23 protein-coding genes and 1 pseudogene are annotated in these 24427 nt (G+C 54.0%); 14 read left to right on the top strand and 10 right to left on the bottom strand.

Annotated features, from left to right (window positions below; all coding sequences use genetic code 11):
• The first annotated feature begins 6 nt into the window (after positions 1 to 6).
• The 4 genes from cysD to ACN28Q_RS08505 all read left to right on the top strand — a co-directional run bounded on the left by cysD (position 7) and on the right by ACN28Q_RS08505 (position 3409).
• Positions 7 to 915 carry a sulfate adenylyltransferase subunit CysD gene (cysD, locus tag ACN28Q_RS08520; protein WP_095845946.1) on the top strand — a complete coding sequence of 303 codons (909 nt, stop codon included), beginning with the start codon at positions 7 to 9 and terminating at the stop codon, positions 913 to 915.
• A gap of 11 nt (positions 916 to 926) precedes the next feature.
• Complete coding sequence (cysN, locus tag ACN28Q_RS08515) at positions 927 to 2363, top strand: sulfate adenylyltransferase subunit CysN (protein ID WP_095845945.1); 1437 nt, start codon at positions 927 to 929, stop codon at positions 2361 to 2363.
• Between the two features lies 1 nt (position 2364).
• On the top strand, positions 2365 to 2994 hold the full coding sequence (gene cysC, locus ACN28Q_RS08510) for an adenylyl-sulfate kinase (protein WP_095845944.1): 630 nt from the start codon (positions 2365 to 2367) through the stop codon (positions 2992 to 2994).
• 97 nt (positions 2995 to 3091) lie between these two features.
• Positions 3092 to 3409 (top strand): DUF3561 family protein, encoded by a 318-nt coding sequence (locus ACN28Q_RS08505; protein WP_095845943.1) that lies wholly within the window; start codon positions 3092 to 3094, stop codon positions 3407 to 3409.
• 53 nt (positions 3410 to 3462) lie between these two features.
• Here the strand turns inward: ACN28Q_RS08505 and ACN28Q_RS08500 are convergent, their stop codons facing one another.
• The 3 genes from ACN28Q_RS08500 to ACN28Q_RS08490 all read right to left on the bottom strand — a co-directional run bounded on the left by ACN28Q_RS08500 (position 3463) and on the right by ACN28Q_RS08490 (position 5803).
• Entirely contained in the window at positions 3463 to 4185 is a 723-nt protein-coding gene (locus ACN28Q_RS08500) for an amino acid ABC transporter ATP-binding protein (RefSeq protein ID WP_095845942.1), read from the bottom strand.
• Positions 4169 to 4936 (bottom strand): amino acid ABC transporter permease, encoded by a 768-nt coding sequence (locus ACN28Q_RS08495; protein WP_095845941.1) that lies wholly within the window; start codon positions 4934 to 4936, stop codon positions 4169 to 4171. Before ACN28Q_RS08495 ends, ACN28Q_RS08500 begins: the two co-directional genes overlap by 17 nt.
• A gap of 96 nt (positions 4937 to 5032) precedes the next feature.
• Positions 5033 to 5803: a basic amino acid ABC transporter substrate-binding protein gene (locus ACN28Q_RS08490; protein ID WP_095845940.1), complete on the bottom strand. Its 771-nt coding sequence runs from the start codon at positions 5801 to 5803 to the stop codon at positions 5033 to 5035.
• 262 nt (positions 5804 to 6065) lie between these two features.
• Here ACN28Q_RS08490 and ftsB point away from each other — a divergent pair, with 262 nt between their 5' ends.
• From ftsB to rpoS, 8 genes and pseudogenes are all read left to right on the top strand, one after another.
• Positions 6066 to 6383 (top strand): cell division protein FtsB, encoded by a 318-nt coding sequence (gene ftsB, locus ACN28Q_RS08485; protein ID WP_095845939.1) that lies wholly within the window; start codon positions 6066 to 6068, stop codon positions 6381 to 6383.
• A 3-nt stretch (positions 6384 to 6386) separates the two neighbouring features.
• On the top strand, positions 6387 to 7094 hold the full coding sequence (gene ispD / locus ACN28Q_RS08480; protein WP_095845938.1) for a 2-C-methyl-D-erythritol 4-phosphate cytidylyltransferase: 708 nt from the start codon (positions 6387 to 6389) through the stop codon (positions 7092 to 7094).
• Positions 7095 to 7214: 120 nt separating this feature from the next.
• Complete coding sequence (gene ispF, locus ACN28Q_RS08475) at positions 7215 to 7688, top strand: 2-C-methyl-D-erythritol 2,4-cyclodiphosphate synthase (RefSeq protein WP_095845937.1); 474 nt, start codon at positions 7215 to 7217, stop codon at positions 7686 to 7688.
• A gap of 4 nt (positions 7689 to 7692) precedes the next feature.
• Entirely contained in the window at positions 7693 to 8739 is a 1047-nt protein-coding gene (truD, locus tag ACN28Q_RS08470) for a tRNA pseudouridine(13) synthase TruD (RefSeq protein ID WP_095845936.1), read from the top strand.
• Complete coding sequence (surE, locus tag ACN28Q_RS08465) at positions 8720 to 9481, top strand: 5'/3'-nucleotidase SurE (RefSeq protein WP_095845935.1); 762 nt, start codon at positions 8720 to 8722, stop codon at positions 9479 to 9481. The genes truD and surE overlap by 20 nt, the downstream gene beginning before the upstream one ends.
• The gene (locus tag ACN28Q_RS08460; RefSeq protein ID WP_095845934.1) at positions 9475 to 10101 is read left to right on the top strand and encodes a protein-L-isoaspartate(D-aspartate) O-methyltransferase; all 627 of its coding nucleotides are present in this window, start codon (positions 9475 to 9477) and stop codon (positions 10099 to 10101) included. Before surE ends, ACN28Q_RS08460 begins: the two co-directional genes overlap by 7 nt.
• 310 nt (positions 10102 to 10411) lie before the next feature.
• Positions 10412 to 11425, top strand: a complete 1014-nt coding sequence (gene nlpD / locus ACN28Q_RS08455; RefSeq protein ID WP_165907026.1) for a murein hydrolase activator NlpD — start codon at positions 10412 to 10414, stop codon at positions 11423 to 11425.
• Between the two features lie 53 nt (positions 11426 to 11478).
• Positions 11479 to 12477, top strand: a pseudogene (rpoS, locus tag ACN28Q_RS08450) (RNA polymerase sigma factor RpoS).
• 73 nt (positions 12478 to 12550) lie between these two features.
• Here the strand turns inward: rpoS and mutS are convergent.
• From mutS to ACN28Q_RS08420, 6 genes are all read right to left on the bottom strand, one after another.
• Complete coding sequence (mutS, locus tag ACN28Q_RS08445; RefSeq protein ID WP_095845931.1) at positions 12551 to 15112, bottom strand: DNA mismatch repair protein MutS; 2562 nt, start codon at positions 15110 to 15112, stop codon at positions 12551 to 12553.
• A gap of 681 nt (positions 15113 to 15793) precedes the next feature.
• Positions 15794 to 17266 carry an aldehyde dehydrogenase family protein gene (locus ACN28Q_RS08440; RefSeq protein ID WP_230469419.1) on the bottom strand — a complete coding sequence of 491 codons (1473 nt, stop codon included), beginning with the start codon at positions 17264 to 17266 and terminating at the stop codon, positions 15794 to 15796.
• Positions 17267 to 17279: 13 nt separating this feature from the next.
• Positions 17280 to 18389 (bottom strand): ABC transporter ATP-binding protein, encoded by a 1110-nt coding sequence (locus tag ACN28Q_RS08435; protein WP_095845929.1) that lies wholly within the window; start codon positions 18387 to 18389, stop codon positions 17280 to 17282.
• Positions 18389 to 19174 (bottom strand): ABC transporter permease, encoded by a 786-nt coding sequence (locus ACN28Q_RS08430; RefSeq protein WP_230469418.1) that lies wholly within the window; start codon positions 19172 to 19174, stop codon positions 18389 to 18391. Before ACN28Q_RS08430 ends, ACN28Q_RS08435 begins: the two co-directional genes overlap by 1 nt.
• The gene (locus ACN28Q_RS08425) at positions 19171 to 20037 is read right to left on the bottom strand and encodes an ABC transporter permease (protein ID WP_095845927.1); all 867 of its coding nucleotides are present in this window, start codon (positions 20035 to 20037) and stop codon (positions 19171 to 19173) included. The genes ACN28Q_RS08430 and ACN28Q_RS08425 overlap by 4 nt, the downstream gene beginning before the upstream one ends.
• Before the next feature lie 69 nt (positions 20038 to 20106).
• A complete protein-coding gene (locus ACN28Q_RS08420) occupies positions 20107 to 21177 on the bottom strand; it encodes an extracellular solute-binding protein (RefSeq protein WP_095845926.1) in 1071 nt (356 codons plus the stop codon).
• A 185-nt stretch (positions 21178 to 21362) separates the two neighbouring features.
• Here ACN28Q_RS08420 and ACN28Q_RS08415 point away from each other — a divergent pair, with 185 nt between their 5' ends.
• Positions 21363 to 22634: an NAD(P)/FAD-dependent oxidoreductase gene (locus ACN28Q_RS08415; protein ID WP_095845925.1), complete on the top strand. Its 1272-nt coding sequence runs from the start codon at positions 21363 to 21365 to the stop codon at positions 22632 to 22634.
• Between the two features lie 63 nt (positions 22635 to 22697).
• Positions 22698 to 23330, top strand: a complete 633-nt coding sequence (locus tag ACN28Q_RS08410) for a helix-turn-helix domain-containing protein (RefSeq protein WP_095845924.1) — start codon at positions 22698 to 22700, stop codon at positions 23328 to 23330.
• Between the two features lie 168 nt (positions 23331 to 23498).
• On the opposite strand, the gene ACN28Q_RS08405 is transcribed toward ACN28Q_RS08410, so the two are convergent.
• A complete protein-coding gene (locus tag ACN28Q_RS08405) occupies positions 23499 to 24422 on the bottom strand; it encodes a LysR family transcriptional regulator (protein WP_269467121.1) in 924 nt (307 codons plus the stop codon).
• Positions 24423 to 24427 lie beyond the last annotated feature (5 nt).

Below are 24427 nucleotides of genomic sequence, written 5' to 3'. Positions count from 1 at the left end.
CTGTATATGGACGAAAAACGACTCACTCACTTGCGGCAATTGGAGGCGGAGAGTATCCATATTATCCGTGAAGTTGCCGCTGAGTTTGCTAACCCGGTGATGCTTTACTCGATTGGTAAAGACTCCTCCGTCATGCTGCATTTGGCGCGTAAAGCCTTTTACCCGGGCACCTTGCCGTTCCCGCTGCTGCATGTGGATACCGGTTGGAAATTCCGTGAAATGTACCAATTCCGCGATCGCACGGCCAAAGAATACGGCTTCGAACTGCTGGTGCATAAAAACCCCGAAGGGGTCGCTATGGGGATCAATCCCTTTGTGCACGGCAGCGCCAAACACACTGACATCATGAAAACCGAAGGCCTGAAGCAGGCGCTGAACAAGTACGGTTTTGATGCCGCCTTCGGCGGCGCGCGGCGTGATGAAGAGAAATCGCGCGCCAAAGAGCGTATCTATTCCTTCCGCGATCGCTTCCACCGTTGGGATCCGAAAAACCAACGCCCGGAGCTGTGGCACAACTACAACGGCCAGATCAACAAGGGCGAAAGCATCCGCGTGTTCCCGCTCTCGAACTGGACCGAGCTGGACATCTGGCAGTACATCTTCCTGGAAAAGATCGATATCGTGCCGCTGTATCTGGCCAAGCCGCGCCCGGTGCTGGAGCGCGACGGTATGCTGATGATGGTGGACGACGATCGTATTGATCTGCAGCCCGGCGAAGTGATCGAACAACGCATGGTGCGTTTCCGCACCCTCGGCTGCTGGCCGTTGACCGGCGCGGTGGAATCCACGGCGCAAACCTTGCCGGAGATCATCGAAGAGATGCTGATCTCTACCACCAGCGAACGCCAGGGCAGGATGATCGACCGCGATCAGTCCGGCTCCATGGAGCTGAAAAAGCGTCAAGGGTATTTTTAAGGAGCCGCCGGATGAACAACGTTATTGCACAACAAATTGCCGAGCAGGGCGGTGTAGAAGCCTACCTGCACGCCCAGCAACACAAAAGCCTGCTGCGCTTCCTGACCTGCGGCAGCGTCGATGACGGCAAGAGCACCCTGATCGGCCGCTTGTTGCACGATACCCGCCAGATCTATGAAGATCAGCTCTCCACGCTGCATACCGACAGCAAGCGCCTGGGCACGCAGGGCGAAAAGCTCGATCTGGCGCTGCTGGTGGACGGCCTGCAGGCCGAGCGCGAGCAGGGCATCACCATTGACGTAGCGTATCGCTATTTCTCAACCGAAAAGCGCAAATTTATCATTGCCGATACCCCGGGCCATGAGCAGTACACCCGCAACATGGCCACCGGCGCTTCCACCTGCGATCTGGCGATCCTGCTGATCGATGCGCGCAAGGGGGTGTTGGATCAAACCCGGCGCCATAGCTTTATCGCCACGCTGCTTGGCATCCGCCATTTGGTGGTGGCGGTGAACAAGATGGACCTGGTGGATTACAGCGAAGCGGTTTTTGAACAGTACCGCGAGGATTATCTGGCCTTTGCGCAGCAACTGCCCAACGATCTGGACATCAAGTTTGTGCCCCTGTCGGCGTTGGATGGCGATAATGTAGCGACTCAAAGCGCAAAAATGCCGTGGTACAGCGGCCCAACGCTGCTGGAAGTGCTGGAAACCGTGGACGTCATCAGCGAGCGTGAACAGCAGCCGCTGCGCTTCCCGGTGCAGTACGTTAACCGCCCGAACCTGGATTTCCGCGGCTATGCCGGCACGCTGTCCGCCGGTGTGGTGCGCGTCGGCCAGCGGGTGAAGGTGCTGCCTTCCGGCGTGGAATCGACCGTCGAGCGCATCGTCACCTTTGATGGCGATCTGCAGGAAGCGGTGCCTGGTGAAGCGATCACCCTGGTGCTGAAGGACGAAGTTGATATCAGCCGTGGCGATTTGCTGGTCGCCGCCGATGAAACGCTCCAGCCGGTGCAAAGCGCGTTGGTGGACGTGGTGTGGATGGCGGAGCAAACCTTGCTGCCGGGGCAAAGCTACGATATCAAAGTGGCCGGCAAGAAAACCCGCGCCCGGGTGGTGAGCATCCGTCATCAGGTTGAGATTAACTCTCTGACCCAGCACGAGGTGGACACGCTGCCGCTGAACGGTATTGGGCTGGTGGAGCTGACGTTTGACGAGCCGCTGGTGCTTGATAGTTATCAGCGCAACCACGACACCGGCGGCCTGATCGTTATCGATCGCCTGACCAACGTGACCGTGGGCGCCGGGTTGATCCGCGAAACGCTGCAGGATACTCCCGCCGCGGCCGGCGAATTCAGCGCGTTTGAGCTGGAACTTAATGCCTTGATCCGCAAACATTTCCCGCACTGGGGTACGCGCGATCTGCGTGATTTGCTTGGGGGAAAATAAGGTGGCCGATGCACAACAACGGCTGACCGGGCCGGATGATGAAAACGTGGTCTGGCACCCGCATGCGGTGACGCGTGCCGATCGCGAGGCGCGTAGCGGCCATCAGGGCGTGGTGCTGTGGTTTACCGGGCTTTCCGGCTCGGGGAAATCCACCGTTGCCGGCGCGTTGGAACAGGCGTTGCACGCTTACGGCGTCAGCACCTATCTGCTGGACGGTGACAACGTGCGCCACGGTTTGTGCCGCGATCTGGGGTTCTCTGACGATGACCGGCGCGAGAACATCCGCCGGGTGGGGGAAGTGGCCCGTTTGATGGTCGACGCCGGGCTGGTGGTGCTGACGGCGTTCATCTCGCCGCACCGTGCAGAGCGGCAAATGGTGCGTGAAATGCTGGATGACGGCCGGTTTATCGAAGTGTTTGTCGATACGCCGCTGGCGATTTGCGAAGCGCGCGATCCCAAAGGTTTATACAAAAAAGCCCGCGCCGGTGAACTGCGTAACTTCACCGGCATCGATTCCGTTTATGAGGCGCCGCAGGCCCCGGATATTCACCTGGATGGCGAACAATTGGTAACAAATTTGGTTGTGCAATTGTTAGACGTGCTGCGTGGTAAAGTTATTATCAAATCCTGAGTTTAAGCAAGGCAGAGGGGGTTTTCGGCGCCCTCTGTTTTTCGCATTCAAGCCGCTGCAGAGCGTGCTGACGGAAGGCGAGTAATCAGGAACCACTATGCAGAACGTTACCCCCATCTTGGCAGGCGCAAAACAGGAAAAAGAGGAGCCCTCGTACTCTTTCCTGGGCGGCGTAAGCGGCTTTGTTTTTTATTGGCTGGCCTTTGCCGTGCCGTTTTTGGTGTATGGCCCCAACACGCTGTTTTTCCTGCTCTATACCTGGCCTTTCTTCCTGGCGTTGATGCCGCTTTCCGTGCTGATTGGCATCACGTTCAGCATGATATTGCGCGAGCGCCAGCTGTTGACGCTATTGCTGACCGGTGTGACGGTAATGTGTTTATTCTGGCTGGTGTTCAGCAGCCTGAGCGGGTGGTGAACCGCCGGGCGCCGATCGTGGCGCCCGGCAGGATTGCAAAGCAGTGCTGAAAGTTACAAAACTTTGCTTAGAAATGCCCGCGTACGCGGATTGGTCGGGTTGGTAAAAATCTGCTGCGGCGCGCCTTCTTCCTGAATAATGCCCTGATCGATAAACATCACCCGATCGGCCACTTCGCGGGCAAACCCCATTTCATGCGTGACCACCACCATCGTCATGCCCTCATGCGCCAACGCTTTCATTACCGCCAGCACTTCCCCCACCAGCTCTGGATCCAGCGCCGAGGTGGGCTCATCAAACAGCATGATTTTCGGCTCCATCGCCAGCGCGCGGGCAATGGCGACGCGCTGCTGCTGCCCGCCGGACAGGCTGTTTGGGTAGGCATCGGTTTTATCCAGCAGTCCGACTTTGCGCAGTAGCTTTTCCGCCCGCAGTGTGGCCTCGGCGCGCGACAGCTTTTTCACATCCATCGGCGCCATGATGATGTTTTCCAATACCGTCATGTGCGGGAACAGGTTGAACCGCTGGAACACCATGCCGACGCTCTCACGCATTTTGTTGAGATCGGTGCGCTGATCGTGGATGGCGAAGCCGTTAACGTCTATTTCGCCGCCGGAGAGCGTTTCCAGCGCGTTGATACAGCGCAGGAAGGTGCTTTTCCCCGAGCCGGACGGCCCGATAATGCACACCACTTCATTCGGCGCGATGTCACAGGAGATGCCACGCAATACGTGGCTTTCACCAAATTGTTTTTGCAGATTATGTACGCGAATCACTTTTGCCGAACCTCTTTTCCATATGTTGCACCAGCAGCGAAAGCAGGAAGGTGATGACCCAATAAACCAATGAAATGGTCAGATAGGGTTCCCAGTAGGTAGCGTAAGCGCCAGAGACGGTACGGGCGGCATAGGCCAAATCGGCCAGCCCGATGGCGGAGGCCAGAGACGAATCCTTGACGATGGCAATGGCGTTATTGCCCAGCGGCGGCAGCATGCGGCGGAACGCCTGCGGCAGGATCACCCGGCGCAGGGTTTTGCCATAGCTCATTCCCAGCGAGCGCGAGGCTTCCATCTGTCCGCGATCCAGCGACTGGATGCCGGCGCGGAAAATTTCCGAAACGTAAGCGCCGGCATTGAGCGTAATCGCCACCACGCAGGACAGGAAGGCGCCGTAGTCGGAGCGCAACATGCGGGCGAAGTCGCTGCTCATCAGGCCGCTGGTGACCAAGATACCGTCACGCGGGTTGATAAACAGCGGCACCAGCGCAAAGTGCACCACCATGATCTGAACGAACAGCGGCGTGCCGCGAAAGGCGCTGATATAGATGCGCACCGGCCATTGCACGCCGTAGCGCAGAATGGGTTTCCAGATGCCGTACGGTGCCTGTGCCAGGCGGCCCAAACCGAGGATCAGGCCCCAGGTGGTGCCCAGCAGCACGCAGATGATGGTGCATTTGATGGTCATCCAGGCGCCTTGGGCAAACAGTGGCGCGTATTCCTGGATGATTTCCCAGCGGAAAGCAGACAAGTTCAGTTCCTTACAGATAAAAAGCGGCAATCAGGCAGGCCCGATTGCCCAAAACACGATACAACCCCTTCCCAAAGCGGGCGGAAGGCGCTGGGATTATTCAGCCGGCAGCGTTGGGACGTTACTGTCGAACCAGGTTTGGTAAATTTTGGCATAGGTGCCATCGGCAAGGATTTTTTTCAGGCCGGCGTTAATCTTATCGCGCAGTTCTTCGTTGCCTTTCGCGACGGCAATGCCGAAATACTGGCGTTCAAATTTGGCGTCGGACACCAGCTTGAACTGTTTTTCCGGGTGGGTTTTGATGTAGAACTTGGCGACGCCCACATCGCCCACGGCAGCGCTGATGCCGTCTTCATACAGCTCCTGTAGCATCAGCGGCGTGTTATCGAAGCGTTTGATCGCCGTGTTGTTTTTGCCCAATACGTCGGACACCACGATATCACCGGTGCTGGAGTTAACCACGCCAACCTTCAGCGTTTTCAAGGCGGCGATGGAATCAACGCTGGAGTCATGCGGCACCACGATCGCCTGTTCCGCCGGGAAGTACGGGGCGGAAAAATCCACCATCTGCTTACGCTTATCGGTGATGGTAATCCCCGAGATGATAATATCGCGATCGCCGGAGTTCAGCGTGGCGAAAATGCCCTCCCACGGCGTATTCACCAGCTTAACCTGAAAGCCTTCTGCCTTGGCGATAGCCTTGATGATATCAATATCAAAACCTTCCAGCTGTTTGTTGCTGTTTTCGTATTCAAATGGGCGGTAAGTGCCGCCGGCGCCGACGGTATAGGTGGCTTCAGCCGCAAAGGCGGCGGCGGATAACGTGGCGGCCAGGCAGGCGCCAATGATAACCAGACGTTTTAACATGATGTTTCCCTGTGATTAATTAATGGTCATAAAAATTATTTATGCATTTTGACTGCATAAAAGTAAGGGGTAATGCCGGGGAATGCAACCGCGCGCCATCGGCACGGCAAAAGTCACTTTTTTTGTCGCTTTCGCGACGGATTTAGCGGATAAACACGGGAAATTATCATCCGTATTCTGAATCTGGCGCTGAAATGCCGTGCTCGGTGTGGAGTCCAACCAAAAGTTGTGGGATGATTGTGCGGTTTTTCAGGGGGCGGGGATGGGAAAACTTACGCTACTATTGCTGGTATTGCTCGGTTGGTTACAGTATTCGCTGTGGCTGGGTAAAAATGGTATTCACGATTATGTGCGCGTCAATGACGATGTTGCTGTCCAACAGGGCAATAACGCGAAGTTGAAAGCACGTAACGATCAGTTATTCGCTGAAATCGACGATCTCAACGGGGGTCAAGAAGCGATAGAAGAGCGTGCGCGCAATGAACTGGGCATGATTAAGCCCAATGAAACTTTTTACCGTTTGGTGCCCGATCAATCCAGGCGCACGGCCACGTCCTCTTCACAAAACAACGTAAAATAACGCATGAATCACTCCGCAAATGCCTTTCCACAGGTGATTGCCGTGCTGCCTGCGGCGGGCATCGGTAGCCGCATGCAGGCGAATTGCCCGAAGCAATACCTTACCATTGGCGATAAAACCATTCTGGAACATGCGATCCACGCGCTGTTGCGCCATCCGCGCATCCCGCAGGTGATTGTCGCCATCAGCCCGGCCGATCGGCAGTTCCAACAGTTGCCGATTGCGCAGGATCCGCGTGTGCGCGTGGTCATCGGCGGCGAGCTGCGTGCGGAGTCCGTCATGGCCGGCCTGCGCCTGGCCGGCGGCGCCGAGTGGGTGCTGGTGCATGATGCCGCGCGCCCGTGCCTGCACCACGACGATCTCGATCGCCTGTTGGCGATCACCGAACACAGCAAGATTGGCGGTATTTTGGCGGCACCGGTGCGCGATACCATGAAGCGAGCGGAAACCGGGCAATGTGCGATTTCCCACACCGTCGAACGCCAGGATTTGTGGCATGCCCTCACGCCGCAGTTGTTCCCACTGGAACTGCTGAAACTTTGCCTGCAGCGTGCGCTGGATGAGGGCGCGGCGGTGACCGATGAAGCCTCGGCATTGGAGCATTGCGGTTATCATCCGCTGTTGATCTCGGGGCGTTCAGATAATATTAAAGTAACGCGTCCAGAGGACTTGGCGCTGGCGGCGTTTTATCTAACTCAATTAAACAGGTAAGAACCTATTTGAATAGGCACCAGCGTTGCGGGCTGCGCCGGTAGCGGCGCTTGCGCGTGGGCGCTGCCACGGTTAGCCGGCGCATACGCCTATTGGAATGGGTTCTGAGGAGAACAAATAATGCGTATTGGTCATGGTTTTGATGTGCATAAATTTGGCGGCGAAGGCCCGTTGGTGATCGGCGGTGTGCGCATCCCTTATGAACACGGCCTGCTGGCGCACTCCGACGGCGACGTTGCGTTGCATGCGGCCACCGATGCGTTGCTGGGTGCGGCGGCGTTAGGGGATATCGGCAAGCTGTTCCCGGATACCGATCCCGCGTTTAAAGGCGCAGACAGCCGCGCATTGTTGCGTGAGGCGTGGAAACGTATCCAGGCCAAAGGCTACCGGCTGGGCAACCTGGATATCACCATTATTGCCCAGGCGCCGAAGATGGCGCCGCATATTCCGCAGATGCGGGTTTTCCTGAGCGAAGATCTGGGCTGCCATCTCGACGACGTCAACGTGAAGGCGACCACCACCGAGAAGCTCGGTTTTACCGGGCGCGGCGAAGGCATTGCCTGTGAGGCGGTCGCCTTGTTGATCAAGGAGTAAGCGAATGGACATGGCGAATCTGAGCTGGCTGCACGGTAAACCGCGCGGCAGCGGTGTGTTGAAAGCCAACCCGGAAGATTTCGTGGTGGTGGAAGACCTGGGCTTTGAGCCGGATGGCGAAGGCGAGCACCTGCTGGTCAACATCCGCAAAAATGGCTGCAATACGCAATTTGTGGCTGAGAATCTGGCGCGCTTCGCCGGTATTCATGCCCGCTGCGTCAGCTATGCCGGCCTGAAGGATCGCAATGCCGTCACCGAACAGTGGTTCTGCCTGCATCTGCCGGGCAAAACCGATCCCGATCTCGGCCAGTTTGCTTTGGCGGGCTGTGAAGTGCTACGCGCGGCGCGCCACCGGCGCAAGCTGCGCATAGGCACCCTGAAAGGCAACGCGTTTACCCTGATACTGCGCCAAATCAGCGATCGCCAGGAGGTTGAACAACGGCTGGCGGCAATCGCCGCCCAGGGCGTGCCGAATTATTTTGGTAGCCAGCGCTTCGGGCATGGCGGCAATAATCTGGTGATGGCGAAGCGCTGGGCCAATGACGAAATTCGCGTCAGAGAGCGCAACAAGCGCAGCTTTTACCTCTCCGCCAGCCGCAGCGCGCTGTTTAATCACGTGGCGAGCGCACGTCTGGCCGATGGCCTGCAGGCAACCGTGCTGGCAGGCGATGCCCTGCAGTTGACCGGCCGCGGCAGTTGGTTTGTGGCGCAGACGGATGAGCTGCCCAGCCTGCAACAGCGGGTTGACGCCGGTGAGTTGCGGGTGACTGCGCCGCTGCCTGGCGATGGCGAACCCGGCACGGCCGATGCCGCGCTGCAGTTTGAGCAGCAGTGCTTGGCGGAACAGCCAGAATTGCTTACGCTTTTAAAGCGTGAACGGGTTGAGCCGGCGCGCCGGGCGCTGCTGTTACAGCCGCAAAATATGCGGTGGAACTGGTGGGACGACGTCACCGTTGAGCTACGCTTCTGGTTGCCTGCGGGGAGTTTTGCCACCAGCGTGGTTCGCGAAATTATGCTGCAGGATAACGGCGATGCGGATATTACTGAGTAACGATGACGGCGTTTCCGCTCCAGGTATCCAGGTGCTTGCCGAGGCGTTGCGCCGCTTTGCCGAGGTGCAGGTGGTGGCGCCGGATCGCAACCGTAGCGCATCTTCCAATGCGCTGACGCTGGAAGCGCCGTTGCGCACGTTGACGTTGCCGAATGGCGATATCGCCGTGCAGCAGGGCACGCCGACCGATTGTGTCTACCTTGGCGTTAATGCGTTGATGCGGCCGCGGCCGGATATTGTGATTTCCGGTATCAATGCCGGCCCGAATCTGGGCGATGATGTGATCTATTCAGGCACCGTAGCGGCGGCGATGGAAGGGCGACACCTGGGGTTCCCCGCGCTGGCCGTTTCGTTGAATGGCCAACGCCATTATGACACTGCGGCGGTGGTCACCTGTAGCTTGCTGCGCGCCTTGCAACGCGAGCCGCTGCGCACCGGGAAAATCCTCAACGTTAACGTGCCGGATTTGCCGCTGGATGAAATCAAAGGCATCCGCGTGACGCGCTGCGGCAGCCGCCATCCGGCCGAAAAGGTCTTTTGCCAGCAGGATCCGCGCGGGCAGAATCTCTACTGGATTGGGCCGCCGGGTGATAAATTTGATGCCGGGCCGGATACAGACTTTGCCGCCGTGGAGCAAGGCTATGTGGCGGTGACGCCGCTGCAGGTGGATTTAACCGCTTACGCGGCCCAGGATGTGGTAAAAACGTGGTTGACCAAGGCAGAGGTTAGCGGGGAATGGTGAACAAACGTATGCAAACATTATTGGCCCAGTTGCGGCAGCAGGGCATCCGGGATGAACGCTTGCTAAAAGCGATCGAAGCCGTGCCGCGCGAGCGTTTTGTTGATGAAGCGCTGGAGCACAAAGCCTATGAAAATACCGCGTTGCCGATTGGTTCCGGCCAAACAATTTCCCAGCCTTACATGGTGGCGCGGATGACCGAACTGCTAAGCCTGACGCCAACCTCGCGGGTATTGGAGATCGGCACTGGCTCCGGTTATCAGACCGCCATTCTGGCGAACCTGGTGCAACATGTTTGCTCCGTAGAGCGTATCAAAGGGTTGCAATGGCAAGCGAAACGCCGCCTGAAGCAGCTTGATCTGCACAATGTCTCTACCCGCCACGGTGACGGTTGGCAGGGTTGGGCGTCGCGCGGCCCGTTTGATGCGATCATTGTTACCGCCGCCCCGCCGGAAATCCCCGCCGCGCTGATGGAGCAATTGGATGACGGCGGTATTTTGGTGCTGCCGGTGGGGGAACAGGCCCAGACGTTAAAGCGTATCCAGCGCTATGGTAACGAGTTCAGCATTGATGCGGTTGAAGCCGTGCGTTTTGTCCCCCTGGTGAAGGGCGAACTGGCCTGAATAAACCGCCCGGTTTTAACTCTGTTGCACTTTAGCCGTTGGCGGAAACGCTTTTCACGTTTCAATGCGACTGATTTTCACTACAATGGCAGTATGTTAGCCGTTGTCTTATTGTGGAGCAGTGTTGATGTGGTTAGCATCGGCCTGCTGTTTTTTGATTTCCCGGCACGGCCGTTGGTGTGTGCTTAGCCTGGGGGAGCCTTTCATCGCAGCCTTCGTGGTACGTACGATACCCAACTGCGGTGCAAAGGGATTTTGGATATATCGCTGATATTGCTGTCATGGGGGAAGCATGAGCACGGGAAGCCCAATGATTATTTTACGCCGCGTTGCGGTGTGTACAATGATAAGTGTGTGGTTGGCAGGATGTTCCAATGGCGAGTCGACCTCGGCACCCATTAGCAGCGTAAACGACGGCGGTATTACCGGTTCAGCTACGGCGCCGGTGGTGGGCAACGCTGGCGCGCAGGGCGACCGAATTGTCTATAACCGCAGCTATGAGTCCATTCCGAAAGGCAGCTATAGCGGCAGCACCTATACGGTCAAACGCGGCGACACGCTGTTTTATATCGCCTGGATCACCGGGAGTGATTACCGCGATCTGGCGCAGCGCAATAATATTCCTGAGCCTTATAGCCTGAACGTGGGCCAAACCATTCAACTTGGTAATGGGTCTGCGCAAAATAACGGCGGCATGCAGGTGGCGACTGATGCAACAAGCAGTGGAGTGCCGAAGCCACCTTCCTCAACGCAGATACAAACTGCAACGCAGATACAAACCGCAACGGTTGATTCTCAACCAACTAACGCGTATTCTGAAAACTCGGGTAAACAGAATGTAGGGAAGATGTTACCTGCATCAGGCGCTGCCGCAGTAGGTTCTGCCGCCGCTCCTGTTACCGCACCAGCTGCTGCACCTCCGGTGAGCAGTACCGTCAGCAACAGCGCGCCAGTCAGCAGTTGGAAGTGGCCGACAGACGGTAAGATCATTGATAACTTTTCTTCATCAGACGGTGGAAATAAGGGTATTGATATCGCTGGTTCCCGTGGGCAACCGATTTTTGCTACCGCCGATGGGCGCGTAGTGTATGCGGGCAACGCCTTACGGGGTTACGGTAATCTTATTATCATCAAACACAATGATGATTACCTGAGCGCCTATGCTCACAATGATACGATGCTGGTCCGGGAACAACAGGAAGTGAAGGCGGGTCAAAAAATAGCAACCATGGGGAGCACCGGAACCAGTACAGTACGTTTGCATTTTGAAATTCGTTACAAGGGGAAATCCGTAAACCCGCTGCGTTATCTTCCGCAGCGATAGATTGGGCAGGATAAGCGCTATCCTGCTCGCGGTATCACGGGTAGGAGCAGCTTATGAGCCAAAGCACGCTGAAAGTTAACGAGTTACATGACGAGACGGATTTCGACGAGAACGGAACTGAGGCTGAATCATTTGATGAGAAAGCACTGGTAGAAGAAGAAACCAGTGACAATGATCTGGCAGAAGAAGAGCTGTTGTCGCAGAGTGTTACCCAACGTGTATTGGATGCGACGCAGCTCTATCTTGGCGAAATTGGTTTTTCACCTCTGCTGACGGCAGAGGAAGAAGTTTACTTTGCACGGCGAGCACTGCGTGGTGATATTCCATCTCGCCGTCGAATGATTGAAAGCAACCTGCGGCTGGTGGTGAAAATTGCCCGCCGTTACAGCAACCGCGGTCTGGCACTGCTGGATCTGATCGAAGAAGGTAACCTCGGCCTGATCCGTGCGGTGGAAAAGTTCGATCCTGAGCGCGGTTTTCGTTTTTCTACTTATGCCACTTGGTGGATCCGTCAGACGATTGAACGGGCGATCATGAACCAAACCCGTACTATCCGCCTGCCGATTCACATCGTTAAAGAACTCAACGTTTATCTGCGCACCGCGCGCGAGCTTTCCCACAAACTGGATCATGAACCGAGCGCTGAAGAGATTGCCGAGCAACTCGATAAGCCGGTGGATGACGTCAACCGTATGCTGCGTCTGAATGAGCGTATTACTTCCGTTGATACGCCGTTGGGCGGTGATTCAGAGAAAGCCTTGTTGGACATTCTGGCCGATGAGAAAGAAAACGGCCCCGAAGACACCACGCAAGACGATGATATGAAGCAAAGCATCGTTAAGTGGCTGTTTGAACTGAATGCGAAGCAACGTGAAGTGCTGGCGCGCCGTTTTGGGCTGTTGGGTTATGAAGCGGCCACGTTGGAAGATGTAGGCCGTGAGATTGGCCTGACGCGTGAACGCGTTCGCTAGATCCAGGTTGAAGGCCTGCGCCGTCTGCGTGAAATTTTGCAGATGCAGGGGCTGAGCATTGAAGCCCTGTTCCGCGAATAGCACATTTTTACCACGCATATAAAAAGGGTGGGCTTGCGCCCACCCTTTTTTTATCGCATCTGTGCAATGCCGGTTACACCATGTTTTTTAACCGGTAGAGCCATTCCAACGCCTGCCGCGGGGAAAGCGTATCGGGATCGAGCGCTTCCAGCGCTTCTACCGCCGGTGAGCTTTCTTCCGCCAATAACGTCATCTGGGTGGCCTCGACGGTGCCGGCGGCGGTGTGGCTGGAGATCGTTTCCAGCTCGCGCAGCTTTTGGCGCGCCCGTTTGATGACATCGCGTGGCACACCGGCCAGGGCGGCAACCGCCAGGCCGTAGCTTTTGCTGGCCGCACCGTCTTGTACGCTATGCATGAACGCAATGGTATCGCCGTGCTCCAGCGCATCCAGGTGCACGTTGACCACGCCCTCCATTTTTTCCGGCAGCGTCGTCAGCTCAAAATAGTGGGTCGCAAACAGCGTCATGGCCTTGATGCGGCTCGCCAGATTTTCTGCGCAGGCCCAGGCCAGCGACAGCCCATCGTAAGTGGATGTGCCGCGCCCAATTTCATCCATCAGCACCAGGCTGTGTTCTGTGGCGTTATGCAGGATGTTGGCGGTTTCAGTCATTTCTACCATGAAGGTGGAGCGGCCGGAGGCCAGATCGTCGGCGGCGCCCACGCGGGTGAAGATGCGATCCACTGGGCCGATGGTCGCCTTTGCCGCCGGCACATAGCTGCCGATGTGCGCCATCAGCACAATCAGCGCCGTTTGGCGCATATAGGTGCTTTTACCCCCCATATTGGGGCCGGTGATGATCAACATCCGGCGTTGCGGCGATAGCGAGACCGGGTTGGCGATGAACGGATCGCTCAATACCTGCTCCACCACCGGATGGCGGCCTTCGCTGATGCGGATGCCGGGTTTATCACTCATGGTCGGGCAGGCGTAGTTCATCGTCTCTGCGCGTTCCGCCAGGTTTGCCAGCACATCCAGCTCCGCCAGCGCGCCCGCGCTTTGTTGCAGCTCGGCCAGATGCGGCAATAGCAGATCGAACAGTTCATCATACAGGCCCTTTTCTATCGCCAGCGCTTTGCTCTTCGAGGTCAGAACTTTGTCTTCGTACTCTTTCAGCTCGGGGATGATGTAGCGTTCTGCATTTTTCAGCGTTTGGCGGCGCACATAGTGGATCGGCACCAAGTGGCTTTGCCCGCGGCTCACCTGAATGTAGTAACCGTGTACGCCGTTAAAGCCCACTTTCAGCGTATCCAGGCCCAGTTTTTCGCGCTCGCGGATTTCCAGGCGTTCCAGATAATCGCTGGCCCCGTCGGCCAGCGCCCGCCATTCGTCCAGTTCAGCGTTATAGCCGGTGGCGATCACGCCGCCGTCGCGCACCAACACCGGCGGCGCTTCAACGATGGCCCGTTCCAGCAACGCCTGCAGTTCATCGAACTGGCCAATTTGCTGCAGCAGGCTTTGCACATGCGGTGTATCAACCGGCTGCAACAGCGCGCGAATTTCCGGCAACTGTTGGAATGCGTGGCGCATGCGCGCCAGATCGCGTGGGCGTGCGGTCCGCAGCGCCAGGCGCGCCAGAATGCGTTCCAGATCGCCCACCTGGCGCAGCGGGGGCTGCAACTCCAGGTATAAATCACGCAGGGTGCCGATGGCCTGTTGGCGGTGATTCAGCACGTTGAAATCGCGGGTTGGCATATGCAGCCAGCGCTTGAGCATACGGCTGCCCATGGCAGTAACCGAGCGATCGAGAATGGCGGACAGGGTATTATCCACCCCGCCGGACAGGCTCTGCGTCAGCTCCAGGTTACGGCGCGTGGCCGCATCCATGATAATGCCGTCCTGCTGGCGCTCCATGGTGATACTGCGTATATGGGGCAGGGAGGTGCGTTGGGTGTCCTTGGCGTATTGCAGCAGGCAGCCGGCGGCGCGCAGTGCCTGTTGCGCCTGCTCGACGCCGAAGCCATTAAGATCGCGCGTGCCGAACTGCAGATTCAATTGCTGGCGCGCGGTTTCCAGTTCAAATTCCCACAGTGGGCGGCGGCGCAGCCCGCGGCGCTGCTCTATTAGCGCCATCTGTTCAAAGGTTTCCGGGTATAGCAGTTCGGCCGGGTTGGTGCGTTGCAACTCTGCCGCCATGGTTTCCAAATCGCCGGGCTCGGCAACGCGGAAACGGCCAGAGCTGATATCCAGCGTGGCGTAACCAAAACCGCGCGCGTCTTGCCAAATGGCGGCCAGCAGGTTGTCCTGGCGTTCTTGCAGCAATGCCTCGTCGCTGACGGTGCCCGGGGTGACGATACGCACCACCTTGCGTTCTACAGGCCCTTTGCTGGTCGCCGGATCGCCAATCTGTTCGCAGATCGCGACCGATTCCCCAAGCTGCACCAGCTTGGCCAGGTAGTTTTCCACCGCGTGGTGCGGCACACCGGCCATCGGGATAGGCTCGCCTGCCGAGGCGCCGCGTTTGGTCAGCGAGATGTCCAGCAGCTGGGACGCGCGTTTTGCATCGTCATAAAACAGCTCGTAGAAATCCCCCATGCGATAAAACAGCAGAATTTCAGGGTGTTGCGCCTTCAGGCGCAAGTACTGCTGCATCATTGGCGTGTGGGCGGTGAAGTCCTTGTCAATAGACTCTTTCATATTGATTTTACTCGTTTTATAGGTCTTCTATGTACTCGGGCGGCTCGTTGTAAACCCCCTGGAAACTCAAATGAACCCAAAAATTTGTATTCCATAGCTATCCCAGCGATGCACTGGAATAGACATGTGGACTTGCGGGTATACATTTGGACCAACGCATGAAAATGACACTCAATCAGCCGATTCTAATCAATAAGTTACCTATACCCAAAACAATTCTAGCCGCAGGAAAAAACGCCAACGGCGTTGCTGAACGGGCTGGTAAGGCTTGCAACGTAAATGATGACGGCCAAACCACATTTTGCCTGCGATGGGCAAGCCGTTGCCGCCTGGAGCGAAAGCCGTATCTTATCACTGATAATCACTGCGATTCACCCGCAGCTTTAGCACACAGGCCCGCGTGACCCCAGGCCTTTATCTTCCACATGGCGGGTTGCTGCCGGGAACGCCGTGTTAATGGAAGAAATGCGCCGTCTGAGATTATCAAATCAATCATGGCTACGGTGTCGGATTGTGCCGATATTGTGTAGGTATGCGATGCCGCCCGCATGATGGCCAGACGAAGTCACCCAAGTGAAGTTGATATTGTTGCACCGGCCAGCGGGGTGGCCTATCGGATGGCAAGCGCGCCGTCGGTAAACCCTTCGGCGCAGTAAGCTGATCGGCCAGTTGCCTGATGTTTTAATCCCAGCCGCAAATGCCCTTGATTTCGGTGTAGTCATGAATGCCCCAATCCGCATACTCACGACCATTCCCAGACTGCTTATAGCCGCCAAAGGGGGCGAAAAGATCCCAATCCGGTCCGTTTAAATAGATAGAGCCGGCGCGAATACGTTTTGCCACATTGCGCGCCCGGCTGTTATCGCCTGACCAAATGTATGCGGCGAGCCCATACAACGTATCATTGGCGATATCAATCGCCTGGTCTTCATCGCGATAAGGCATGATTGACAACACTGGCCCGAAGATTTCTTCACGCGCGATAGCCATTTCTTGGCTGACATTGCCGAAAATAGTCGGTTTGACGAAATAGCCATGAGTTATGCCATCAGGTTTGCCCAACCCACCGGTGACTAAAACAGCGCCTTCATCGATACCCGATTGAATAAGCCGCTGGACCTTGGCAAACTGCTGAGCAGAAATCAACGGGCCCATTGTTGTCGCCTCGTCACGGGGATCGCCGACAATGATCTTTTCGGCAATGACTTTCGCCATGGCGAGCACTTCTTGATGGCGCTCGGCGGGAACTAACATACGGGTCGGTGCATCGCAGGATTGCCCAGTGTTGTTCATGGCGGCAATCACACCGCTACCGATCGCCTTTTCGAAATCGGCGTCTGGCAACACGATATTGGGGGATTTGCCCCCCAGTTCTTGCGTCACTCTTTTTACTGTGTCAGCGGCCGTTTGGGCGACGTTTATCCCTGCGCGCGTCGAGCCGGTAAAACTCATCATATCGATATCCGGGTGCGCCGCCATTTTTTGGCCGACTTCCGGCCCCGTACCGTTAATCAGGTTGAAGACGCCTTTCGGCACGCCCGCTGCTTCAATAATTTCAGCAAATAAAATGGCGCTCAATGGCGCAATTTCTGAAGGCTTGAGAACCACCGTACAGCCGGCCACCAAAGCCGGCGCGACTTTGCACACAATTTGATTCATCGGCCAATTCCAGGGGGTAATCAGGCCGCAGACGCCAATGGGTTCGCGGATAACCAACGTTGAACCGCGCTTTGACTGCCATTCAAATGTTTCCGCCGCCTTAATGGTGGCTTCAAGATGCCCTCTGCCTGCATAGGCTTGCGCATCGCGCGCCCATGAAATCGGCGCGCCCATTTCGCGGCTTATGGTTTGGGCCATGAGCTCATATTTTTCGTTATATATCGTGAGCACCCGTTCCAGCACGGCAATGCGTTCCTCAACAGGGACGCCAGCCCAGGCAGGAAAAGCATTGCGGGCGGATTTCACCGCACGATCGACATCTTCTGCGCCGCCAACGGCAATTTGCGCAAATTGCCGTTCAGTAGAGGGATCAATGACATCCATCATGGCAGGAACGGCGGGGTCTACCCAGGCGCCATCTATGAAGAATTTCTGCGTGTGACGCATATCGGTTTCCTTATGATGCAGTTTTATTTCGATGAGAATACAGGCCATGCTGAATTTTTAGTTATCCGCTCGCTTTATCATCAGAGAGCAGCGTCCCACTACATGAGCTCCAAATCACTTCAACCTGCTCATCTAATGAAAAAGCGTCACCGTCGTTGGACATACGGGCCGTAACAATCGTGCCGTTAGTAAGCGAAACCTGATACTTAACCACATTGCCAAGATAAATCTTCTCGCAGATTTGGCCCGACAGGCGGTTTTTATTTTCATCGGCCCCCATTGCCTGTGGGCGTTGCACCATGATTTCTTCTGGGCGCAAGAGAATACACTGTGGCTTTGTGCCTGAAGGCAAACAATCAATAGTGACATATTCATCTTCGGCTATTTGTATCTCGGTTTTATCCCCGACCATACGATGTGGGCCACGTAACACAGAGCTTTCACCGATGAACTCACCGACGAATAACGTTTTTGGATATTTATACAGTTCTTCCCCAGTTCCTATCTGCTCAATGCGCCCTTTGTTGAAAACGGCTATTCTGTCAGACAGTACCAGCGCTTCTTCCTGATCGTGTGTAACAAAAATAAAGGTGCTGCCCAATTCGCGGTGAATACGCCTGATTTCGAGCTGTAATGATTCCCGCAGCTTTTTGTCTAATGCGCCGAGAGGTTCATCCATCAGTAACAGCGCGGGTGAAAATACCATCGCCCTGGCAAGGGCCACGCGTTGTTGTTGCCCTCCTGACAGCTCTTCGGGGTAGCGATTGGAAAACGAATTCAGCTCGACTTTCTCTAATACCTCGGCGACCAACCGTTCGCGTTCGCGTTTCGCTATTTTCCGCCGTTGTAATGGGTATGCGACATTCGCGGCGACCGTCATATGTGGAAACAGCGCATAGTTCTGAAAAACCACGCCCATGTTTCTTTTGTGCGCCGGCTCTTTATCTATTTCGTATCCATTATAGAGAATCGATCCACTATCGTTATCGATAAACCCTGCGATAATGTTCAGCGTCGTTGTCTTGCCAGATCCTGAAGGCCCAAGGAAAGAGATAAATTCACCGGCCTTTATCTTGAGTGACACATTATCTAACGCAGTAAATCCACTATAAAATTTGCTAATGTTACAAATTTCGACCTCTGCGCCTTTCGTGGCAGCTTTATTCAACATTATTTTTTCCTCTTTAACGAAGAGAGAAGGCCAATACCGATGAGAAGCGTCGTCACCGCAAAGGTTATCGAGCCTATCGCTGCGATAGTAGGATCGGTATCCCGTGTTATTGATGAATAAATTTTTACGGGTAGCATCGTTACCTGTGGGCTGGATATAAATAATGAGATGACTATTTCGTTAAATGAGGTCACAAAAGAGAATAATATTCCTGACAGTATCCCAGGTAACGTGAGCGGAATGGTGACGGTTAATAGTGTGGTTATCTTGGATGCCCCAAGACTGGCTGCCGCCGTTTCCAGCCGGTTATCGAATACGGCCAAATTCGCACTCACTGAGATAACAACAAAGGGTAATGCTAAAAGCGTATGAGCCAGAATAAATCCCGTATAAGTGCCGATCAGGTGATATTTGAGATAGATTGCATATATGCCAATGGCCAGCACGACGCCAGGCATGACTATCGGTGTGAGCAAGATAACCTTTAACATACCGCCAAATTTATTTTTAAGGTGTTCAATCCCCAGGGCCGCAAACGAACCAAGAAGCGTGGCCAGAATGGAGACGATCACCGCAACCTGTAGGGACGTAATCATGCTATCCTTCCAGCTCTGGCTCTCGAAAATATTTTGGTACCACCGCCACGAAAATCCCCTGGGTGGAAATACCAGCGATTGTTGCTCGCTAAATGAGATCGGGATGATGACTAACGTCGGCGCAATCAACCACAATGAAATTAAAATGCAAACCAGCCCCAGTGAAATGCGTAAAAAAAGCTTCATCATTTATCCTCGTTTACACTCTTTCGTTTGCGACGCATAAACGGCGTCACAGCGAGCAGACATCCGAAAGTGAGAATAAGTAATACCACGCTCATGGCGCCGCCATGCCCCCAATTGAGCAAGGAGGAAATTTGTTGTTGAACAAGCGTTGAGAGTAGCGTGCTCGTCGGGCCACCAAGGAGCAACGGTGTAATATAGAAACCTGTCGCCAGTATGAAAACGATGGTTGCCCCCGAAAAAACGCCTGGCAACGATAAGGGCAAATAGATTTTAAAAAAGCTGACCAGTGGCGAAGCGCCTAAGCTGCATGAAGCCTTGATCAAATCTAAATTTATGCCGCGCATAACGGAATACAACGGCATGATCATAAATGGCAGCAGTATTTGAACCATGCCAATCATCACCCCGGTTTGTGTTCTGATTAACCTTACCTTTTCAAAACCAAAATACTCAAGGATGCTATTAAAGACGCCTGAATTTTGTAAGATGATAATCCAGGCGAAAGTACGTACGATATCCGATGCCCATAAAGGAACCAGGGTACAGAGAATGAGCAGAATACGGTATTTGGGTTTGAGCACCGACATGGCGTAAGCATAAGGATAAGCAATCACGGTGCATAGCAAAGTGACGATTAAAGCCACCTTAAAGGTACGTATTAAAACGGTGACGTTTATATTGGTATTAAAAAACCATAAGTAATTTTGAAAGCCCGTGGTGGGTAGCGTGAAACTCTGATAGATTATTGTGAAAATAGGTATAAGTAAAACCAATGATAAAAGTGCTAACGCCGGGGTCGTCATCAGAAACGCTCTAAATTTCCTCCGTTCTTCAGGCGTAGCACGGGAGCTAAAGACATTACCCATAGTTATTACCTATAGAAGTTAGTGGCTACCATAACACGAAAATAAGCTCACGTTTTGGCGTGATGACGATCAATTACCTGCGATGAATTCGGCCCATTTATCCGTTAATTCCTGGTTGTGATCCACCCAATAAGGAATATTCGGCTGGTATGCATCTTTTTGCTTTTCAGGGGTATTGGTTAACCATTGGCTGATTAAACTATCCACTTTGGGTTGAGAGTTAATATTGATGGGGGAATAGGATGTGGCCTCTGTCATGATTTCTTGTTGCCTTTTTCCCAGGTAATCATTAATCAGAGCATATGCGGCATCCAGGTTTTTTGTGCCGACGGGGATAGTCAGCTGATCTTTCACCACGACCCAATCTTTCCAAACGGGTGCGTAATCAGCGCCATTACGTACTGCTGCCATTCCGCGCCCGGACCAGACCATGATCATATCGGCCTCTCCCGATTCAATAAGCTGCTGGGATTGTGCTCCCGTCTGCCAAAGAATCAAGTCGCCGGAATCACGAATTGCCCGATACTTATTCAAAGCGCGATTTATATCGGCAGGGAACAGTTTATCTTTTGCCACGCCATCGTTTAATAATGCGAGTTCAATAACATAGCCTTCTGCATCACCATATCCCGGGATTGCACGTGTGCCGGGGAAGGCTTTTACATCAAAGAAGTCGTGCCAGCTGGTTGGCGGGTGGTCTTTATACTTCGCTTTATTATACATCAGCACCACGCCGTAGTTCATCGCCGGAACACTGCATGGCCCAACCTGGTCTTTTGGTATATTCGAGGTATCAATACGGCTGAGATCTAACTTTTGAAACACCGTGCCGCAGTAAACGTACGGCATGCTGTCCCCAGTATCGACCACATCCCACTGCACGTTGCCTGACTCAACCTGCGCTTTCACCTTTGCGAGTTCGGTAGGGCCATCCGAATAGAATTTGACCCCAGATTTTTTCACAAAACTATCCAGCGCTTTCACTTGCCCGTCTTGGTAGACGCCGCCATAGGAAGCAAACGTCACGGTCTTACCCTTGAGGGAATCACTGGGGGTTTCACCCGCAACCGGCGTTTGGGCCAGGGCCGGCGCTACGTGAAACAATGTGGCGATAAAGGACATTTTTATAATATTTTTCATGCTATTACATTTCCTCTGACGGTTGTTAAAGCGAAGCTATACAATGTCGATGACTTTAAATAAATGCACTAAAATATATTGATATGTAAAAAAATCTGTGTAAATTTTTAGCGCAGATAATTTTATCCGTCAAGCCTTGTTGTTACATTGTTGTGTCTTTGCGTAAAAAAGGTGAGGAACATGTAATGAAAAATCTTTATAAGAAAACCGCCCGGCTGCAAATATCCGCTCCGGTACTGGCCAATGAAAGGCGAGCCGATGTCGTCATTATCGGCGGGGGATACAGCGGGTTATCGGCTGCGTTACATCTGGCGCAGGGGGGCATGGCGCCCGTGGTGCTGGAGGCGGCTGAAATCGGCCATGGCGGTTCCGGGCGTAACGGCGGCCAGGTCAATCCAGGGTTAAAGCTGCTTCCCAATGAGCTGGTGGCGCATTTTGGTCAACAACAAGGTGAGAAACTTAACCAGCTGTCTTCTGATGCACCTAAGCTGGTATTTGATTTGATCAAGCGTTATCAGATTGACTGTTCCCCAAGCAATACCGGGACAATACGTGCGGCAATAGACCAAAAAGGGCTGAAGCAGGTTAATGCTCTGGTGGAACAGGCGAGCCAGCGCGGATGGCCGGTGCGTTTTGCTGACCAAAACGAAATGGCTCAACTGACAGGCACCCACATTTATATTGGCGGCGCAGTTGACGCTCGCGGCGGGCATCTTAATCCGTTGGCGTATGTGCGAGGGCTTGCCTTGGCGGCACAACAGGCCGGCGCGGCGTTACATGAAAATAGCCGTGCTATATCCATCCGGCGTGAAAATGATCGGTGGCATGTGGCAACGGCCCAGGGGAAAGTGATTGCGCCGGAAGTCATTATTTGTACCGATGGCTATTCGGATAATTTATGGCCCGGTATGCGTAAATCCTTAGTCCCGGTTTATACGTATATTGCGGCAACGGATCCATTGCCTGAAACCATCAAAAGCAAAATCATGCCGTGTAAATCTGCGCTTTATGAAGCGGCATGGGATGTTATTTATTATCGGGTTGATGATGAAGGCCGGCTGTTAATGGGGGGCCGTGGCCCACAACGCGACGACAAAGGCGCGAAGGATTATCAGCATCTGATCGATTATGCGATCAAGCTTTGGCCAGAGTTGAAGGGGATAAATTTCCCATGGGCATGGCAGGGCCAGGTTGCCATTACCAAAGACCACTTGCCTCATTTAGTTGAGCCGGAGCCGGGTGTCCGATTGGTGTTTGGTTATAATGGCCGAGGTGTTGCGATGTCTACGATGGTAGGCAAAATTGTCGCGGATCTGATTCTTTCTCATGGCACCTCTGATAACCCCTTTACTATTGACAAAAACTTATCACAATATGCATTCCATGATTTTTGGCGCGTTGGCGCAACCGGAAGCATGATGTGGAATATCATGCTGGATGGGATTAAAGGCAGATAACCTTATTTATGCGTAGGTCTGCCGGCACGTTTTAAACATGATTGTTATGAGCGGGTATTGGTAATGTTTATAGATGAACGACTTAATTTAAAAACTATGCGCACATCTGCGAATGTTGTTCACGATGGAAAAACGTCTGATTTAGGAACCCGCCTGCGTTTACGGCGCAAAGTCAAACGCATGACGCTTGCGAGCGTGGCAGAAAGTGCAGGGATTTCTACCGCCTTGTTAAGCCAAATCGAGCGCGGCAACGCGACAATCTCTATTGATAAGCTGGTGCTGCTCTGTAAAGCGTTAGAGATGCCGCTGAGCTGGTTACTCGATCCGGTTTACAACGACGCTTCTGCCGATGAAGAAAGCCGTTACATCCTGAGAAAAGAAGCGCAGCGGCATATTAGTTTTAGCGATAATGGCATTGAAAAAGACATGCTCACGCCGGATAGCATGACGCAGCTGCAAATGATGCGGATTGTATTATCGCCAGACGGCACGACAGGCGAACATCCCTATAATGAGTCTGAAGGAACGAAATGTGGGCTGGTGCTGCGCGGCATATTAGGCATTGAAATAGATGGCAATACGTTTACCGTGAATGCAGGTGACTCATTTTTCTTTAGTGCGAAATCGCTTATAAGGTTTTGGGCCGAGGGCGTTGAAACCGAATTGTTTTGGGTGACTAACCCTGCGTTCTATTAATTATCGTGGTATATCCGCCATCTTCAAATGGCATATGCGGGCTTGGTGACTCGGCGCCCAGTCCCGGTGAGGTGCTGCCAGCCAGGCTCAACGCTGCTGCGGCAGATTTTCCCCTCGCCCCATTAATGGCTGGAGCCGGTTTTCCGCGTTTTTCTCTTGTCGCTCGCATCATTGATCGTTTAGCGAAGCCAGAAAAAGTTCCAATATTGAGTTCGGCCTGCGCCCTTTGCGAGTAACCACGGAAATTTCTGATTTTGCACACATTACCTCTGGCATAATGGCGCGCATCATTCCTTTTTCCTCCCAGTAGGCGGCGTAATGATCGGGTAATAAGCCAACATATCTGCCGGTCAGTATCAAAAAAGCAATGCCTTCCCGATCAGAGGCCGTTGCGCTACCGTTAAAGTGTTGAAGCATCTCTATAATATCCGCCGTCATGCGGTAAGTGGGGATGACGGCGTCATACATCCGAAGTTCGTTGTTATCCGGTGCATGGTTGTAGTGGAATAGCGGGTGCTTCGCACTGCAATAGAGAAAGGATATTTCATCATACAGCTTGTTGTAATCAAGGCCGGAAACGGGGGCCGATTTAGGTAGCGCGCCTACGTGCAGCCTTCCATCCATAAGGCCGCGTTCGATTTCTGACGCTGTACTCATGCTGAGGTTTATACGAATTCCCGGGCCATGCTTACTGAGTATTTCAAGCGCATTGGTGATTCGCATGATGGGCTGCGTCACCAGGTTATTAATGATCCCAATATTGAATTCGCCGCGTAGGTTTTTATGCATCTCATTGACTTGCTGGCGAAAGCTTTCAATAGATACCATCATCGTCTCGCTAAGTTTGAGAATCTCTCTTCCTTCATCGGTTAGCGAAAACCCGGCTCTCCCGCGCTGGCACAGGCGCATCCCCAACCGCTTTTCAAGGTCGCTCATGTGCAGGCTGATTGCCGAGCGAGTAATGCCCAGCAAACTTTCGGCGGACGAGAAACTCCCGCATTCGGCGACGGTTTTAAAGATACGCAGCAATTTGATATCGAAATCGCTTATTTGGCCCAGCGCTTTATTTCTCATATAGGTGAGTAAATCCAAACCTA

The organism is Gibbsiella quercinecans (assembly GCF_002291425.1).
GTDB lineage: Bacteria > Pseudomonadota > Gammaproteobacteria > Enterobacterales > Enterobacteriaceae > Gibbsiella > Gibbsiella quercinecans.
Note: the sequence above shows the minus strand (reverse complement) of the source record. Positions and strands in the feature narration are given on the sequence as shown.